Source organism: Zobellia laminariae (assembly GCF_030553095.1).
Taxonomy (GTDB): Bacteria; Bacteroidota; Bacteroidia; order Flavobacteriales; family Flavobacteriaceae; genus Zobellia; species Zobellia laminariae.
Window position 1 is genome coordinate 2,784,059 of the sequence record NZ_CP130738.1, and the last position, 15,693, is coordinate 2,799,751.

Here is a 15,693-nt window from a genome sequence, read left to right on the forward strand (position 1 = left end):
TTTAGTGTTACCAAATATTTTTATCGGTTCATTATAGCGTATCGCGCCTCAAACTGAAGGGTTGAGCCCGTAAGGTTTTTGGCCTCAATGAAGTACTTGATTTTAGTACTACTCTGTCTACAGACTTGAATCTTCCATTCCAGTTGTGCGCCTCCATCCCTAATCGGACTTTGCGGAACACAATTCCATACCACATGCCAAGCTTCCGGCCAGCTATGGGTAAACCATTTACGTGTACTATTTCTAGGTACACTGCCAGTAAATTGAACACCTACTCTCATAATTCTAGATTTTAGGGAAAGGCTAAATTTTTGACCTTTCCGGATTAATTTTATTTGTTTTTATGATGCAACTACACAGTAACGTGCTTGTACATTCACCGTATAATTCTTAAGATTTTTGATCTCTATGTAATACTTGATCAGACCAAAAGCCTGTCTCGTAGTTTTTACTTTAAATTCTATCTGTGCAGAACCGTCTATTGCCGGTGCTGTTGGAACTACGGTCCAGATGACATGGTAATGATCAGGCCAGCTATGAGTGAACCATCTACGTGTGGCATTACGTGGTACACTACCATTGAACTGAACTCCACACCAAGGTCTACGGGAAGCCGTAGCTCTAACCAATGCCCTTAGGTCTGGACGTCTACCAATGCGTTGAGATACCGGATTAGCTCCTGCTTGTTGTGCGGAACCTGTGCTTCTCAACAATTGGCGAGCTCTACGAGGCGTAAGCATAGCCCTTCCTGCTGCTTTTTGAATACCTTGCAAACAGGCTACAGTACCCGTAACGATAGGTGAAGCACTACTGGTACCACTAAAGGAATTTGTGTACCATTCATTCTTATTATTTGGGTTGTTGCCCGTAACATTTCCATAACCAGCTGTAGTAACACCTCGGCCCCAACCTTGGGTATCAACACAAGAACCGTAATTACTAAAGCCTAAGCGGCTACGGTCAGCGCCCCAATTTCCTCCATTAGTCTTAAGGAGGCGGCGCACCTGCACCCACAATAACACAGCCGCTATCATGACCTGCAGTTCTACGGAACGGATTTCGCCAACTAGATGGGAACCCATTAGGTCTTGTATTATAGATTGCAGCATCAAGGTTTTGAGACCCGTTTCCAGCCGCTTCTATGACTATGATACCTTTATTGGTCGCATATTGCAAGGCCGCAAGGTCATCTGGCCACCATTCAATGGCAATGAAGCCCATTTGCGTATTTCCACCGGGATAGTTAGGCCCTCCTCTATGCAATTCAATTAACATAAGGTCACCGGCGCGGAGATTATCAGCTGCTCTTCTGATAGCATTGGCACTCCCCACACCAAAAATAGAGTAAGCCCTGACATTGGCGCTCGGGCATATTCCGGTTACGCCAAAACTGTTTCTGTCTCCCGTCATTTCACCAAATACTGCCGTACCGTGATTGTGCCAACGTAGGTCACTGGTGTTGTTGTTTCCTCCAAGTAAGCCACCTACGTTTACCCGTAAGTCCTCATGGTTAAAATTCCAACCACCCTCAATATCAATAATACGGACACCGTTACCACGTCCATAAGTAGGTAGCGTCCAAGCGTAACGCGCGTCTACCCCTTGTGGTGCAGCATTTAGATACCCTTGGTTGTTTGTTAGGTTTTGGGTAATGGGTGGTGCATCATCACTAGGTGCTGCTTCCATACCGTCTTCAACAAAATAAACGGGAGGTAGACAGCCTTGGTTTAACATACGCACCATCCACTTCGTCCAGTTCGTTCAATGAGGCTGCAATACTTTCCAGGTCTTCTCCTTCTGGTGCTGCTAGTTTATAAAATTGCCGCATTTTTGAAAGGTCCTCGCCACCTTCTTCTTGGCTTGCCTTTGAAACCAGTTCTGCCACTTCTGCATCTGTGTCCGCGAATAACGGAACAAGCTGCAGCTTTTTACCCACCACAAAACCTGCTAAGGTATTTGCCGATGGTTTGGATTTCGATTTTGCTGCACTTTCGGCTTCCTCGGCATGAGGTGCCTCAATGCTTTTTGAGACGACAATGAGTTCTGGTGGTGAACCCGATGGCGAATCAATGACTACTTTACTTTTTTTTGTTGCCATAAAATTGAATTTATAGGTCGACTTTTTTTATTGGTATCGACCAAGGTTAATACTGAGTTTCCAATAAGAGCGGGGGTGTTTTTTAACTTTTGAACAGCTTTCTTTTACAAATAGAAACTGTTACATTGGGGGGAAGTCTAATGGTTTTTGATAGGCAGCTTTAATGCCTTTTATTTCCATGAGTTGACCTATAAGTTCCTGTAAAGGGGCATGGTCATTTAGTGCTAGGTAATGGAAGCATTTGTCATCCAAACAAAGTACATCTGCGGAAATAACAGGATGATACGGCTGGAGTAAAGTTTTTACCTCTGGGATTTTCCATAGGTCGTTGTTTTCTCTCCCGGTTTGAATAACCAATTCCATTTCAACTACGTTTTTTAAGTATTGATCAAAGTTTTCAATGGTTATAATGAAACTACAATCAAGTCTAGTTTTTGGAGGAATCTGTGTATTCTAATTACATGACAAACGTACCGTACTAGGAGGCGAAAAAAAACCGATTATGTATAGTTTGATGGAAATTCTTTATAATCTGCAGCATTTTTTATTATAATCTCAAATTATTGACTGTCAATATGTTAAATTAACATTAAGTGAATTTTTATTTGATATGGCACAAGATTTTATACCTGATTTTTATCAACGAATTATCACCGCATTTACCAAGGTTTAAAACTGAAAAGGAAAGAAAAAAGAAGCCTCATCAAAAGGATAGGAACCAAATGATGAGGCTTGATCGGTGTGAACTAAAAGTATGGTTTACGAATTATAGCTACGTAATTAAATGTGCAGGCTGTCCGCTTTTATCCAAAGATTCAATAAAATCGTTGGGTACATTATGATACGTTTCCAATCCTAATGTGGTAATAAATTCGTTGGAAAATACATTCGCCATTTTCTCGGAAAGCAGCCAACTTCTGCATTTCATCCATTGGTCTACGTTGTTGCCGTACATGTGGTGGGCTAGATCGGGAAATGCATAGTCCATGCTTTTGCCCCAATGCACGGTAAACGGAATATTTTCAGCTTGCATCGCCTCAATCATAAACCGACCATATTCCTCCAAACTGGGAATTTTATCGGATTTATTCCATTGGATGCCGTCAATCTCAATTACACAGGTTTTATGAAATTTGGTAAAGCCCAAAGTGGCCTTCGTTTTGTTGACGTAGCGCATCGCAAAAATTATGGAATAGGATGGTCTTTGGTCATTTTTACCAGCGCGTTCAATGCCCTTTCGGAATCCTCAATGGTAACGCCCATAGAACAGGCAAAAGCAGGGCCTTTGTAGCCGGCATCCCAAAAGGTTTCATAGAGCGTAGCCCTAATTTTTTCTTCGTCTTTGGTAATTTCTGGCAAAATACTTTTTTGCAGGCTCTTTATAAACCACGGAATACTTTTCGGGAATTTCTCACTGAATTTGATCAGCAAATAAATAAGGTCTTTATAAAGCGATTTTTCAATTTTAGTAAACGGGTCCGGGTAGGCTAGGGTGTACTTTTTCTTGTACATGGCCTCCACCACATATTGGTCTTCGTCTACATACGGGTTAATGAAAATTTTATAATGGTACGGTCGGTTAGGTTTTCCGTTTTCATCTACTTCATTATCAATTTTAAACTCGGAATTCTCAAAGTCCAAAGTTTTGGATAAGGAAAGGGTAAGGTTTTTATCGATTCGTCGCACGTATCTATCCAACAGGAAAAGGTCGTCTGCTTCTAGGGCAACGCCGTGAATAAACCCAAAACTCCCCAAACCCACCAAAGCGGCATTGAAAAGGTCGTCATTTCTAATGACCCTAGCGTTTATACTTTGCGCAAAAGCATCGTTTAAACTGGGTTGGGTATGCCGTTCTAGATATACATTATCTTCAGCATTTGGTCCCGTAATGATGTTCAGGCCTACGATATAATCCTGTACCGCACCGGTATCAAAAGCGGACCCATGTACACCGGTGGAAATACAACCCGCAATGGTCTGCCCATTACTGGCACCTGTGGTTTTTAAGGATTTACCGTATTCATTTAGTTTTTGTGAAATCTGTTTAATGGTACTTCCGCATTCAAAAAAGAAAATATTTTCATGCGCGTATTCAGAATCTGGGTGCATATCGCCTTCCTCTATTTCAAGGTCTAGATACATCAAATTGTTTTGATGCATATTATCTTTCTGATGTGCAATTTTGGACATGGACCAACGCGAACCGAATGCGCGGAAACCCTCGTTTTCCGTTTCACATTTTTTAATTAATCGCTGAATTTCTTCCGCTGCATCGTTATAGCGCAGCACCCTGCTGGGCATAGTGGCTTTATGCTCGTGACGGGTAATATATTGACGCTTCAGGTCAAAAGCCCCGTTCTCGTGCAGCGTATCCCATTTTCCAACTAATAATTCACTTGTCTTCGCCATAATATTAAAGATCAGGTAGCATACATACATATTTTATCTTCACTTTTCTACGGCTTCCAAAAGTCACTAAGTACAAAAGGTTGCCACCAAAAGTGTCTGTGAATTCAACCGAAAACAGTTTTCCGGATTCACATTTGTCTTTGGGAACTTTGATCATCATACCATCTGTAAGCACGGAAGTTTTTACTACGGCCGTATATTCTCCGTACATTTTATCGCGGTACCAGTCTTGGCCTTCCATAGTTTCAGGAGGCATGGGCACGCCGTGTGTGCTTACCAAACGGGTGGTGTAACAAGATTGTAATAAGAGTGCGGCAATTAGTGCAATTGCGCTGGAGATATAGACCCTACGTAGTTGAACATTCATTTTTTGGAGTAGTTAGATTGCGATAAAAGTTCGCAATACGTTACACGATGCTATACGGTAGAGGGAATAATGGTGGCAATATAAAAAGAAGAATGGAACGCGCTAGGCGGTTTTGTATAGGTAGGTCGTTATTTTGTGTGGATGGTGGTTTTTTGTTTTTTTTGTGGAACTCTAGGAAATCCATTTTTGGGATGGTATTCTGTATAGTTGTTATTGAAGTTTGAACATAAACGCACAGAAAGCAGAACAAGACGGACTCGCTTTTACCGGATATGTAAAAAGCAGTCTTTAATACTTAGTGGGGACATTCATAGAGCATCTAAATCTGGTGTTTTAATTCTGACCCGTCATAAAAATAGCCCCTGAAAGGGGCTTATATGAATCCGTTCCGTGGAGGATCAACGGCTTGTGCAACGGTTGCCGTTGTTGTAAAAGTACTTTATTTTTTTTTCTTATTTTTTTGAATGAGAGATTCTCTTTTTTCATTCAATAAGGTTGTTAAATCAACACTAGGAAGAGAGTATTTTCCTAAGGGAAAGAATGAAGTCATTGTAGATAAATAACTTCTTAAACTATTTATGGAAATAGAAACACCTGAGGACCATAAAAATTCCGATTTTTGTTTTTCATTAAGCTTTGTTTCATTAACAAAACTATAGACTGCAATACCTTCAACAAAAATCGAATAATAAGGTAGTTTATCTTCTGACCCATTTATATCTAACTTGGAAAAAACTAAATATTTATTATCTTCATTCTTAACATCTCTTACTATAAAATCAATATCTATATAATAATCGTTAATTAAATCTTTAGGATTTATTGAGCTGCCTTTTTCTGGTTTAATAAAATTGTAACTTGAATTTACGATAAAGAAATCTTCTAAAACTAATTCCGATTTTACTAGTTTCATTAGGCTGTTAGTTGTTGTTTTATTATTTTCAATGATGTTTTTTGCCCTCCAGTAAATGCTTCTTGATTATCAGGATTTAGGTTTTTAAATATTGACCAGCTAGTATTTTTAACACCGTACTCAATATCAGTTGTAAGATTTTGATAATTGAAATCTGTATCCAAATTATCATATCCATTTTCTTTAATTTTGATTTCAACACTTAAATTAAGTTTGTCTTTTAATTTAGCCAGAGTAACAAAATTAAGTAGTTTATTGCCACGATAGAGTTGTGTTAAGTAACTTGCAGAAGTTCCGATTAGTTCTGCAATCATTTTTCTATTCAAATTATTTTTATCTGTAATTTCAGAAATTTCCGATAGCAATTTTGAAGCAATAACTTTTGCTTCTATATCGTAATCAATTTCTTGATTGTCAAAGATGCTGTCAAAAGCTGTTTCAAGGTTTTGGATATTTTTTTCTGATGATTTCATATTCGGATTTTCCAACTTTAGTAATTATTGGAATATTTTTTTTATTATTTTTTTGGCTTTTTTTCTTCTTAAATAGTTCACAAGCAATTATTACAAACGTTTTATCTTTTAGAGTTAATTCCTTGCAATACAATCTATCATTATCATTCCCTTTAAAAAATTTCATTGCAGTAACATCCTTGCAATTATTATTTATATTTTCTTTATCATATACATCGGTGTTTCTATGTCCATCTAGGATTACACCACATATGTATTTGAATTTTTTTAGATGTTTATCGTCTTGATTAATATATTCAAATATCTCTTTCCAGTTCTCAATGTCAATACAAATGATTCTCTTACCGTCAGAGCTTTTAGTTATTTCTTTTGCTTTCTTTGTCACAAAATTAAGCTATAGGTTAATTAATAACAAGTTATTTATCATTTTATTGTTTTTTTTGTATATACAAGATACTAAGTTTAGAATGAATTCTTACAAGTTTTAGTGTATTTTTGGTCACGTCTCGTATATGAAAAGTAGTGCTGAAAATAGCTATAATTTTCGGATAATACACAAGCCAAATTTAAAAATTTGGCGGTCTCAGCAAATACACACTAATCTCTCAGAAATCCTGTTAGAGTAATGTTATATATACATTGTTAGCTACCGTTTTTTCTTCGGTTTTTCTCCTCCCTTTTGAAAATATTCATCTATTTCTTGAGAAGCTTTATTTAATGCATAGTCATCTACTTTTTTTAGAAGTTTCTCATCAACTAATTTTCCATTCTCGAGAAAGTAGCCTAATAAGTCAATTTCATCATTTACTCGTAATTTTTCGCTCGTGAACAATGGAATTCTTTGTTCTAAATATTCTATAAAGTCATCTTCGTTTTCTAAAATATCGGAAAATATCATTAAATCGAATAAGCTACAATTCCAAGCAAATTCTACATCAGGTTCAACAATTCCCAACTCTTTTAATTCGTGCAGGTTTGAAATATATCCAGATAAATGTTCAAGTGTTATTGTGACCCTAAATGTTTTCTTGGTATTATCGACATTTATTATTTTCCCTTGTTTGTCATAAAAAGAATTATTGTCGTTTTCTATTATGTATTTGTATACTCGGTGGCTTTGATATGCTCCATAACCTACAGTTTCAGAAAGCTGACCTGTTAAGCTTTTTAAGGCACCTCTTTTAGATGGCGCTGATAAACCTCCAGCTTTTATTTCAACGATGTAATTTGCTTTTTCCGAAACAATAAGTAAGTCTAATTCAGTCTCAACAAGGTTGCCATTTTCATCGAGTATTCCAGGTTTATATTTGAGATTGAGGTATGAATTTGATTTTTTAATAAAATTATCTAATAATTCTGCTGTTTTATTTTCTAAATAATTGTCTCTTGAAAGTGAGTATTTATTGCCTAGATATTTTTCCTTATAATATTTTTTGTCTGCATTTTTTATTAAGGATTCTGCAATATCAAAAAGATTTCGAGTCAGAATGTTAAAAGCAAAAAGATAGAATTCATCTTTGTATTTGATTATAGGTTTTTGGATTATTAAAGTTTCATTTAATGGTAAACCTTGAAATTTTGGGTTTAGGAAATTTACATTTTCTCCGAATTCTTGATTAATGGCTTCTACTACCTTTTTATGTTGTGCTTTTCTAAATCTTATTTTGTGTAATACTTGAGATTGTTTAGGGTTACTGATTAAGTAGCCATCAGGTTTACCATCTCGCGAAACCATATCAGGATTGTCAGCTAGAAAATCAATCATTGGCTGTGGGTCATCAGCTCGAAACAGTTTTATACCTTTTCCTTCATACCACTCCTTAAACCTTTTCATACAGCTTGGGTGTGGTGCTCCGTTAGGCAACCTTAACCTGCAATACCAAGAATCTTCTAATTGCATAAATGTTTCTAGAATATCATTTGAATCAAAACCATAATTATCTATAAGAAATTGGTCGTGTCCAGAAAACATTTCTTTAAATACATTGTAAATATGATTCATATATCCATCTCCACGCATATGTAATGCTTCTAAAACCGTTAAGAATCTCAAATGACTTTCCTGCTCGGTATAATTTGCAATTAGTCCTTCCGTAGAAATATAGGCGTTATAAGTCATTCTAATATTTGTAAGTAAATCCTTAAGTTCTTCGAAAATATCTGTAGTAGGTTGTTTTGTAGGATTGTTACTAATAGCAGTTGCAAAACTAGTTGCATATTCCAAAGTCACTTCAGCCATCCCATCATCTTCTGGATTATTGTGATTTAAAAAGTGATTATATGAAAGGAAACCTAAAAGTTGAAAATTATCAAATGTTTTAAAAATTTCGATAACTCTTTCTATAGAGCTTTCGATAAACTCTAGGTTTTTAGGTCTATTAGCGATTACTTGTTGAATATATTCTTCGTGTTGTTTCTTGGTACGTTTGTTTTTTACGGTAATATTTTTTCCATCTAACTTTAGTTCTATGCCATTAACAAGTTCTCTTCTCACTCCAGAAGCTTTTCCGTAGACTTTTTTTGTCTTTTTTTTTTTTTTTCTTTCTTCCTCTACTTTTCGGCATAAGTTCGATGTTTGTTCAAATGGTAGCTAACTACTGGATTAAAGGCAAATGCCGCATAATCTTCAGGTTTAGGGTTAAATACGTTACTTTTTTAGTGTTCATAGGTATTGTTGGTCCTATCTGCCTATGCCTGCTTTTATGAAAATAAGGAGGGTTAAACAGTATGCCGCAAATATCTCCGTTTTCAATGGTATAGCCTTACGTTAAAGCGTAATCCACTATAAAAAATGGGGTAAAATCTAAACGAAACTAGTGTTGTAACCCATAGCATCATTTTTATTTTTCATGCAAACCCCAAGGCTATTTTCCTACAAACCTTAAATATCGTAAAATAGCAATACCAAAAACAAGTGTTCTTTTTGCAATTGCGGTCATCTACTGTTTTACTCGTTAAAGTGTAAGAAATTACGGGTGTAGGTAGGTTTTTGTGGTTTTTTCTTCTTTTTGTATTTATGTACTATTCAACTTCTTAAAACCAACAATTTCAATGGAACTAGTTGATTGCCTGATAAATCCGTAAAAATAGACGTACAGGTTTCCGTATATGTTAAAAAGGCTTCCGCCAAACGTCCAGATAGGGCTAAGCTCCGTATTTTACTACCAAGACGAACCAATTATATACCAAAATTGCCGAATGATCTATTTTAAAAAACGGCTTGTTCTTTTAATTTCCATGGTGTTCCTGTACCATTCGTATGGTCAAGAGAAGCAACAATACAATGGCCCGCTAGAAGTTGGCGTCTACAAGGGGAAAGCTGCCTACACCTATGTGGTAACGGAACAAGATACCCTCTACGATGGTGCTTTTCAATTGCAAAGTAGCAACCTCAATGCCTTATTGGAAGAAGCGGATACTTCTTTTTTAATGGAAGGCAGGTTTTATAAAGGCACCCCATCGGGACCTTGGCATTTTCAGTTTGGCGAGTTTCAAACAGAAAGTGAAAGTAAGCTGGTAGGTTATGAATACCGCGTATTGATTAGTGGCCAACAAGAGGAGGGTAGAGGTGCCCTTTCAAAAGGCAAACCTGATGGGAAATGGTTGTATGAAGTAAACCGCATTAAATCCTCAGAAGTAGAAACCACACTTTTTAGTAGTGTCATCAATTTTAAAAATGGCGTGCCCCAACAAAGTTTTCAGATGGAAAACGATAGTACGGTACTCGTGGGCCGCTTTCTAAGAAACGGACTAGCACATGATGAATGGACATCTTACGCATCTAACGACCTAGAAGATACCGAAAACTGGATTTTTGACGAGGGGCTGCTACAGGAGATTAATTGGACTACGGATGGTATATCCAAAAAAATCAGTGTTTTTGCTTCGCATAATTCTTATAAAACCATAGCTCTAAACCAAGGATATATAGACCTTTTAAAAGCAACCATAACTTCTGAAAATTCCATTGATTTTAAAAGTGATGTTGCCCAGCTGCTAGCCGAGAACGACGGTTACTATGCAAAATTAAACGGCATTCTAAACGAAATGGGACCAACTGAACTGACTCCGAATTTTAAGGTTAAAGTCCCGTTTTACGAACTAGATGCCCAGCAGAAATCAGATATTGACCAAATTGCCCAAGATTATAAAACGGCAAAATCCATAAGCGATACCCTTTTACATAACAGTCATTTGAACATAGTACGACGCTCCGATGCAGATGCGCAGTATAGATATGAAGTGGTCAAAAAAATAGATGCCGACTTTCTGCAACCGCTCAGTACTTTCGCAAAATACAAGGAGGAAGATATTTTGGAGTATATGGAGCTTCCTAAGCTAATGCAACAACTGTGGCCCTCAGGAAAACCCAGTACGAATATTGAAGTCGTAACCGATAGTACGCAAGCCACTAAAACATTTGTATTGGCCAATACCGGTGAGTTCAATTTTAATGGCAACTCCACAAAAACCGTCGCCGCAATAGCGGGATACGCCAGACTAAGTTTGCAAGAGCTCATGGAGTCCTTATCCGACCGATTGACGAACGAGGCACGATTACAGGCTTTAAACGGACTAGAAACAGACTTGATTGCCGAGAACGATACTTTAGTATCGCAAATAGACTCTTTACTGCCTGCGCTTCCGGTGCTATACAATGCGCCGTTGAACAACTTAAAAAAACTGGCGGACAAGTCACTAGGGGAATATGCTTCCCTAAACAACCCCGAAGAGAAATTAGCTTTTGGTAACAAGCTGAAAGTGTGCTTGAATGAATTACAAGAATTAACGGGTGTTCTTGGTGCCCTTCCCGCCACATCCGAGGAAATAAAAATACTGTACGAAGATGCCATTTGGAATCCTTTTATGGCAACGGTGATGCAAGAAGGGGTAAAAAAGAAAGTCACTTCCGCCTACAGCGAAATACTAATTCCGAGTTTTCTGAAACAAGCAACCGAAGTGGATTGTGAGAATGCAAAAAAGCTTACCGAGCAGATTACGCATACCAACGATCGTATGGTGAAACTTAGGGAAGAGGATACCAAAAAACTAGAACGCAAATTGCGTAGGGAGAAGAACCCCAATGAGATTATGAAACTGCTTCATGAGCAATCAACCGCCAAGGAGAACTAGACATGGAAAGCAGAAAAAATAATTTTATTTGGCTTGTAATGTCGCTCTTGGTCGTAACCGGAAGCGTCTCAGCCCAAGAAGAGGAAAAAGTAGAATTACCATTTGAGTCGGAATACAAAGAACCTAAGACTAAATTATGGGTAAATACCTATGGTAAGATTAGAATTGGCAAGCGTCTATTTTGGGATGCGCAAACGCATTTTCGCTTTGAAGAAACCAAAGCCACGCCTTTTATTGGTCAGGTAGGCCAGATTTATAATCGTCATGCAATCGGCTATATTTATTCTAAAAAAGTGAACTTTAGTCTAGGTGGAGTAGTGCGTATCAATTTCAATACGGACGAGGATTCTGAAGATAGAAATGTAGTACCGGAATGGCGTATATGGCACCAGTACCAATTTGCACAACCCTTGTATACGGCAATGATCTATCATCGCATCAGAATTGAACACCGATGGACGCAAAGTTTTGTGGAGAATAGCGAGTATATTTTTAGAAATAGATGGCGTTATATGTTCCGGGCAAAAATTCCTTTGAACAGCCATAAGCTAAAACCTAAGACCATTTATGTTTCGCCGGAAGCGGAATTGATTATGCAAAGTGGAAAGGCAGTAGTGGGTAGCCCTATGGAAGACTTACGTTTAACAACCACCTTTGGATATATTGCTACGCCTAGATTGACATTTGCAACGGGATTGATGTATTCCCAAGGACAGGATTTAACCAATGCGGGATATTACAAACAAAACTGGACATTGCGTTTTCACATGTACTATTCCCCAGATTTTAGAAGGGTGAAAAACAAATTACCGGAAATTCACCTAGACGATTAAGACGAACCTGAAAATTTAGAAAATCATGAAAAAGAATGTTATTCTCTATTTGATTCTGGCCGCAACCATTGGCTGTTCTTTGTTCTATTTTACAAAGTCGAATTCACTGCAAAAACAACTTACCGAAGTAAAGAAAGAACAAGGACATATTTCCGAAGAATTGAGCGAATATGAGAAGTTGGCCATAATAGATTCTATTTTGCTAGAGGGGCAGTATGATTCCGCAATCAAATCGTACACCGCTTCTTTAAAAGTGAGGGAAGAGAATAAAATGGGTATTCCGTTGCGCATTGCTTTGGCGCAGAAGTTGGCGGAAGCAAAATCTGGAACACAGCCCAAAGCAGATTCTGTAAAAGCGGAATTGGATAGTTTGCCAAAACCCGAAATTGCTTCTGCAAGGGAGGTTCGTAAATACGATTCTTTAAACTTTACCTTGGAGAAAACCAAAGTACAGTTGGCCCGTTTAAAGAAACAGATGAAAGATAAATCTTCTGGGCAATACCTGAAATTTAAAAGTGCGAAAGGCAATTTAATGCATTATGTAGGTAAGGTGAAAAACGGAAAAGCTAATGGCTACGGGATTGCTCTTTTAGACAGTGGTAGCCGTTACGAAGGACTTTGGGTAGGAAACGAGCGCGACGGTGAAGGTACTTTTTACTGGCCTGATGGGGAATATTACATTGGTGCTTACAAGGAAGATAAACGTAGCGGTTTTGGCACCTACTACTGGCCAAATGGAGAGAAATATGCTGGACAATGGAAAGATGACAAACGAAGTGGAAATGGTAAATTCTTTGATTCCGATGGGGATTTGGTAGCCGGTGGTGAATGGAGCGATGATAAACTGGTGGAACGGATTAATGATAAGTAAGCTTACCCTCTTAATAAAAAAACAAAACCCCGTAAGCTTAAAGTTTACGGGGTTTTGTTTTTTATAATTTTGTTATCAAGCTTCCCTTCTCAATACTTCTAAAGGCGAACTTCGCAATACCGTTTGAATATTACTTAGGCCGATTATTAAGACGAGTAACGTAATGCCCGGTAAGAATATAGTAAACGGAATCAGGGATGGAACAAAAGGTTCTTTAAAAACAAAAACTGCCAAGCAAAGGCTGCTTATCAAAGCAAGTATAATTCCGACCAAACTACCCAGTAGACCTAAAAAGATATATTCTAAGGCGGATATTTTTAAAATCTGTTTGTTTTTTGCGCCCAACGTACGGAGTAGTACACTTTCTTTGATGCGCTGGTATTTGCTTGTTCTAACGGAGCCAATAAGTACGATAATACCGGTAAATATGCTAAAGAAAGCCATAAAATTAATGACCCAAGACACTTGATCTAGTATATCTGCGAGCAAAGTGGAAACCTGTCGCAAATCTATTATAGTCACATTGGGAAATTTAGCAACCAAATCCCGTTGTAATAGTGCCGAGCCTTTTTCGTCTGGTATATTACTGGTAAAAACATTGAATTGAGGTGCTTTTTCTAGCACCCCTTTAGGAAATACAACCGAAAAATTAAGCTGCATTTGCGCCCAATCTACTTCGCGTATACTGCCAACTGTAGTTTTTAATAATACGCCTTGTACATTAAAAACAACAGGGTCGCCAATACCTATTTTCGCATCCCTGGCCAAATTATCTGAAATAGAAATAATTACAGGCTCGCCTTCTTTTATTTCTGGAGTCCATGTGCCTTCCAGCAAATTTTCAGAAGGAGTAAGGGAATCGCGGTAGGTGGTTCTAAATTCATGATTAAGAATCCAACCACGTATTTCGCTTGTGGTATCTTTCCGGAGTTCATTAACCGATCTGCCGTTAATATTCTGCATACGCATGGTTACCAAAGGAATGTTGTTGAGTACTGGAAAACCTTTGTCACCAATAGTTTTTGCAACAGAATCTCGCTGTTCCGGTTGAATATCCAAGATTATCATATTGGCACTTTCAGAGCTCTGTCCAATTTCAGCTTTTGATAATAGAATATCTTTGGTAAAATATAAAGTGCTAATAAGGAAAGTACCCAAACCTATAGCAACGACCAGTACAACGGTTTGGTTGTTTGGTCTGAACAGGTTGAGTAAACTTTGCCGTGCCGTAAAGCTCCAATGCTTGGGAAAAAAGCGTTTCACCATCTTAGTGAAAAGCGATGCCACCACCCCTAATATGACAAACGTAATTACGGTACCGGCAACAAATGCCAAGGCATACAAGGCATCTTTAATCAACCAAAAGGAAAATAAAAACAAGAATATCAAAATGGCTCCAAAGACGAAAAGTCGAACGCTTTGCGGTTCTTGAGATGAATTTTCATCGACACGTAAAACATCTAATGGCGATACATACCACGTTCTTAATAAAGGCAGAAGTGCAAATAAAACGGACATAAATAGCCCAAGCAAAACGCCAATTATTAAAGGTTGCGCGGTAATGGTAATTTAAGGTCAAAGGGCAAAAATTCTTTAAGTAAATACGGGAATAGTTCTTGAATACCAATGCCTATGAGTGAGCCGATAAGACCACCAATAATTCCTATTCCAGCTATTTGTATCAAGAAAATCAGAAAACTTTGTAGTCTAGAAGCACCCATGCATTTTAAAATAGCAATGGCTTTTAGCTTTTCTTTGATGTAAATATGTACGGAACTTGCAATACCAATACATCCTAAAAGCAAGGCTATAAAGGCGGCAAGGTTCAGGAATTTTCCAACATTGTCATAGCGACTGCCCAAACGTTTTGTGGTACTGGTATGCGTGTCTAAATCTGCGTTTTCTAGCTCTAGTTCAGGTTCTAGTTTATCTTGTAGTCGTTTTAGATTGACCGTATCTTGTGTCTTATAATAATATTGATATTCCTTTCGGCTTCCGAATTGCAAGAGATTCGTGGCCTTTATATATCGGTACGGAATGATTACAGGAGGAGCCACAGAAGTTGAAATGGCAGTGCTTCCCGGAATTGCTTTTAATGCACCGGCAATGGGAATGGTTAGGTCGCCTATTTTTATAGAATCACCTGGGTTAATATCAAATTGAAGCATTAGCGTAGCATCTACCAATGCACCACCTGATTCTTGATAGGTGTTAGCTACAGCGGATGGTTGCGTTTCTATGTCCCCATAAAACGGAAAATTACCATCCAAGCCCTGAATTTTCACCAATTTAGTGCCGCTATTCTTTGGGAAAACGGCCATGGATACAAAGTTGACTTCATATGCATCTGGCTTTAGCGAATCGATAATAGCCTGTGCCCGTTCCGTGGGTATTTGCTTAGAGTCGATTTTGAAATCGGCACCCATCAATGCTTTTGATTGACGCTGTATATTGTCCTTTAAATTCGTGCTGAATAATTGAATGGAAACAACTGCCGCAATGCCCAAAATAATCGAGGCCATAAATAGTAGTAAGCGCACTTTGCTAGCTTTAGCATCGCGCCACGCCATTTTAAAAAGCCAAGGTGTCCGTAAAC

Annotated in this window: 15 protein-coding genes and 1 pseudogene; 3 read left to right on the forward strand and 13 right to left on the reverse strand. The window is 38.0% G+C overall.

The window, feature by feature from the left end; genetic code table 11:
* Window positions 1-20: 20 nt before the first annotated feature.
* From Q5W13_RS13325 to Q5W13_RS13380, 12 genes are all read right to left on the reverse strand, one after another.
* Window positions 21-281 (reverse strand): hypothetical protein, encoded by a 261-nt coding sequence (locus Q5W13_RS13325; RefSeq protein WP_194532368.1) that lies wholly within the window; start codon window positions 279-281, stop codon window positions 21-23.
* Between the two features lie 60 nt (window positions 282-341).
* Entirely contained in the window at window positions 342-1,034 is a 693-nt protein-coding gene (locus tag Q5W13_RS13330) for a S8 family serine peptidase (RefSeq protein ID WP_304443330.1), read from the reverse strand.
* On the reverse strand, window positions 988-1,686 hold the full coding sequence (locus Q5W13_RS13335; protein ID WP_304443331.1) for a S8 family serine peptidase: 699 nt from the start codon (window positions 1,684-1,686) through the stop codon (window positions 988-990). The genes Q5W13_RS13330 and Q5W13_RS13335 overlap by 47 nt, the downstream gene beginning before the upstream one ends.
* Window positions 1,687-1,693: 7 nt before the next feature.
* On the reverse strand, window positions 1,694-2,098 hold the full coding sequence (locus tag Q5W13_RS13340; RefSeq protein ID WP_304443332.1) for a hypothetical protein: 405 nt from the start codon (window positions 2,096-2,098) through the stop codon (window positions 1,694-1,696).
* A 120-nt stretch (window positions 2,099-2,218) separates the two neighbouring features.
* On the reverse strand, window positions 2,219-2,461 hold the full coding sequence (locus Q5W13_RS13345) for a hypothetical protein (RefSeq protein ID WP_304443333.1): 243 nt from the start codon (window positions 2,459-2,461) through the stop codon (window positions 2,219-2,221).
* A 409-nt stretch (window positions 2,462-2,870) separates the two neighbouring features.
* A complete protein-coding gene (locus Q5W13_RS13350) occupies window positions 2,871-3,275 on the reverse strand; it encodes a hypothetical protein (protein ID WP_304443334.1) in 405 nt (134 codons plus the stop codon).
* Between the two features lie 8 nt (window positions 3,276-3,283).
* Window positions 3,284-4,507 carry an FAD-binding protein gene (locus tag Q5W13_RS13355; RefSeq protein ID WP_304443335.1) on the reverse strand — a complete coding sequence of 408 codons (1,224 nt, stop codon included), beginning with the start codon at window positions 4,505-4,507 and terminating at the stop codon, window positions 3,284-3,286.
* A gap of 4 nt (window positions 4,508-4,511) precedes the next feature.
* Window positions 4,512-4,874 carry a hypothetical protein gene (locus Q5W13_RS13360; RefSeq protein ID WP_194524508.1) on the reverse strand — a complete coding sequence of 121 codons (363 nt, stop codon included), beginning with the start codon at window positions 4,872-4,874 and terminating at the stop codon, window positions 4,512-4,514.
* 439 nt (window positions 4,875-5,313) lie between these two features.
* Window positions 5,314-5,787: a hypothetical protein gene (locus tag Q5W13_RS13365; RefSeq protein WP_304443336.1), complete on the reverse strand. Its 474-nt coding sequence runs from the start codon at window positions 5,785-5,787 to the stop codon at window positions 5,314-5,316.
* On the reverse strand, window positions 5,787-6,260 hold the full coding sequence (locus Q5W13_RS13370; RefSeq protein WP_304443337.1) for a helix-turn-helix domain-containing protein: 474 nt from the start codon (window positions 6,258-6,260) through the stop codon (window positions 5,787-5,789). The genes Q5W13_RS13365 and Q5W13_RS13370 overlap by 1 nt, the downstream gene beginning before the upstream one ends.
* Entirely contained in the window at window positions 6,226-6,645 is a 420-nt protein-coding gene (locus Q5W13_RS13375) for a hypothetical protein (RefSeq protein ID WP_304443338.1), read from the reverse strand. Before Q5W13_RS13375 ends, Q5W13_RS13370 begins: the two co-directional genes overlap by 35 nt.
* A gap of 261 nt (window positions 6,646-6,906) precedes the next feature.
* A complete protein-coding gene (locus Q5W13_RS13380; RefSeq protein ID WP_304443339.1) occupies window positions 6,907-8,754 on the reverse strand; it encodes a hypothetical protein in 1,848 nt (615 codons plus the stop codon).
* Between the two features lie 704 nt (window positions 8,755-9,458).
* Between Q5W13_RS13380 and Q5W13_RS13385 the strand changes: the two genes are divergently transcribed.
* The 3 genes from Q5W13_RS13385 to Q5W13_RS13395 are packed head-to-tail and all read left to right on the forward strand — an operon-like array spanning window position 9,459 to window position 13,097.
* The gene (locus tag Q5W13_RS13385) at window positions 9,459-11,393 is read left to right on the forward strand and encodes a hypothetical protein (RefSeq protein ID WP_304443340.1); all 1,935 of its coding nucleotides are present in this window, start codon (window positions 9,459-9,461) and stop codon (window positions 11,391-11,393) included.
* 2 nt (window positions 11,394-11,395) lie between these two features.
* Complete coding sequence (locus Q5W13_RS13390) at window positions 11,396-12,226, forward strand: DUF2490 domain-containing protein (protein ID WP_194532362.1); 831 nt, start codon at window positions 11,396-11,398, stop codon at window positions 12,224-12,226.
* A 25-nt stretch (window positions 12,227-12,251) separates the two neighbouring features.
* Window positions 12,252-13,097, forward strand: coding sequence for an MORN repeat-containing protein (locus Q5W13_RS13395; protein WP_194532361.1), 846 nt, complete (start codon window positions 12,252-12,254; stop codon window positions 13,095-13,097).
* Window positions 13,098-13,172: 75 nt separating this feature from the next.
* On the opposite strand, the pseudogene Q5W13_RS13400 reads toward Q5W13_RS13395, so the two are convergent.
* A pseudogene (locus Q5W13_RS13400) lies at window positions 13,173-15,667 on the reverse strand (ABC transporter permease).
* Window positions 15,668-15,693 lie beyond the last annotated feature (26 nt).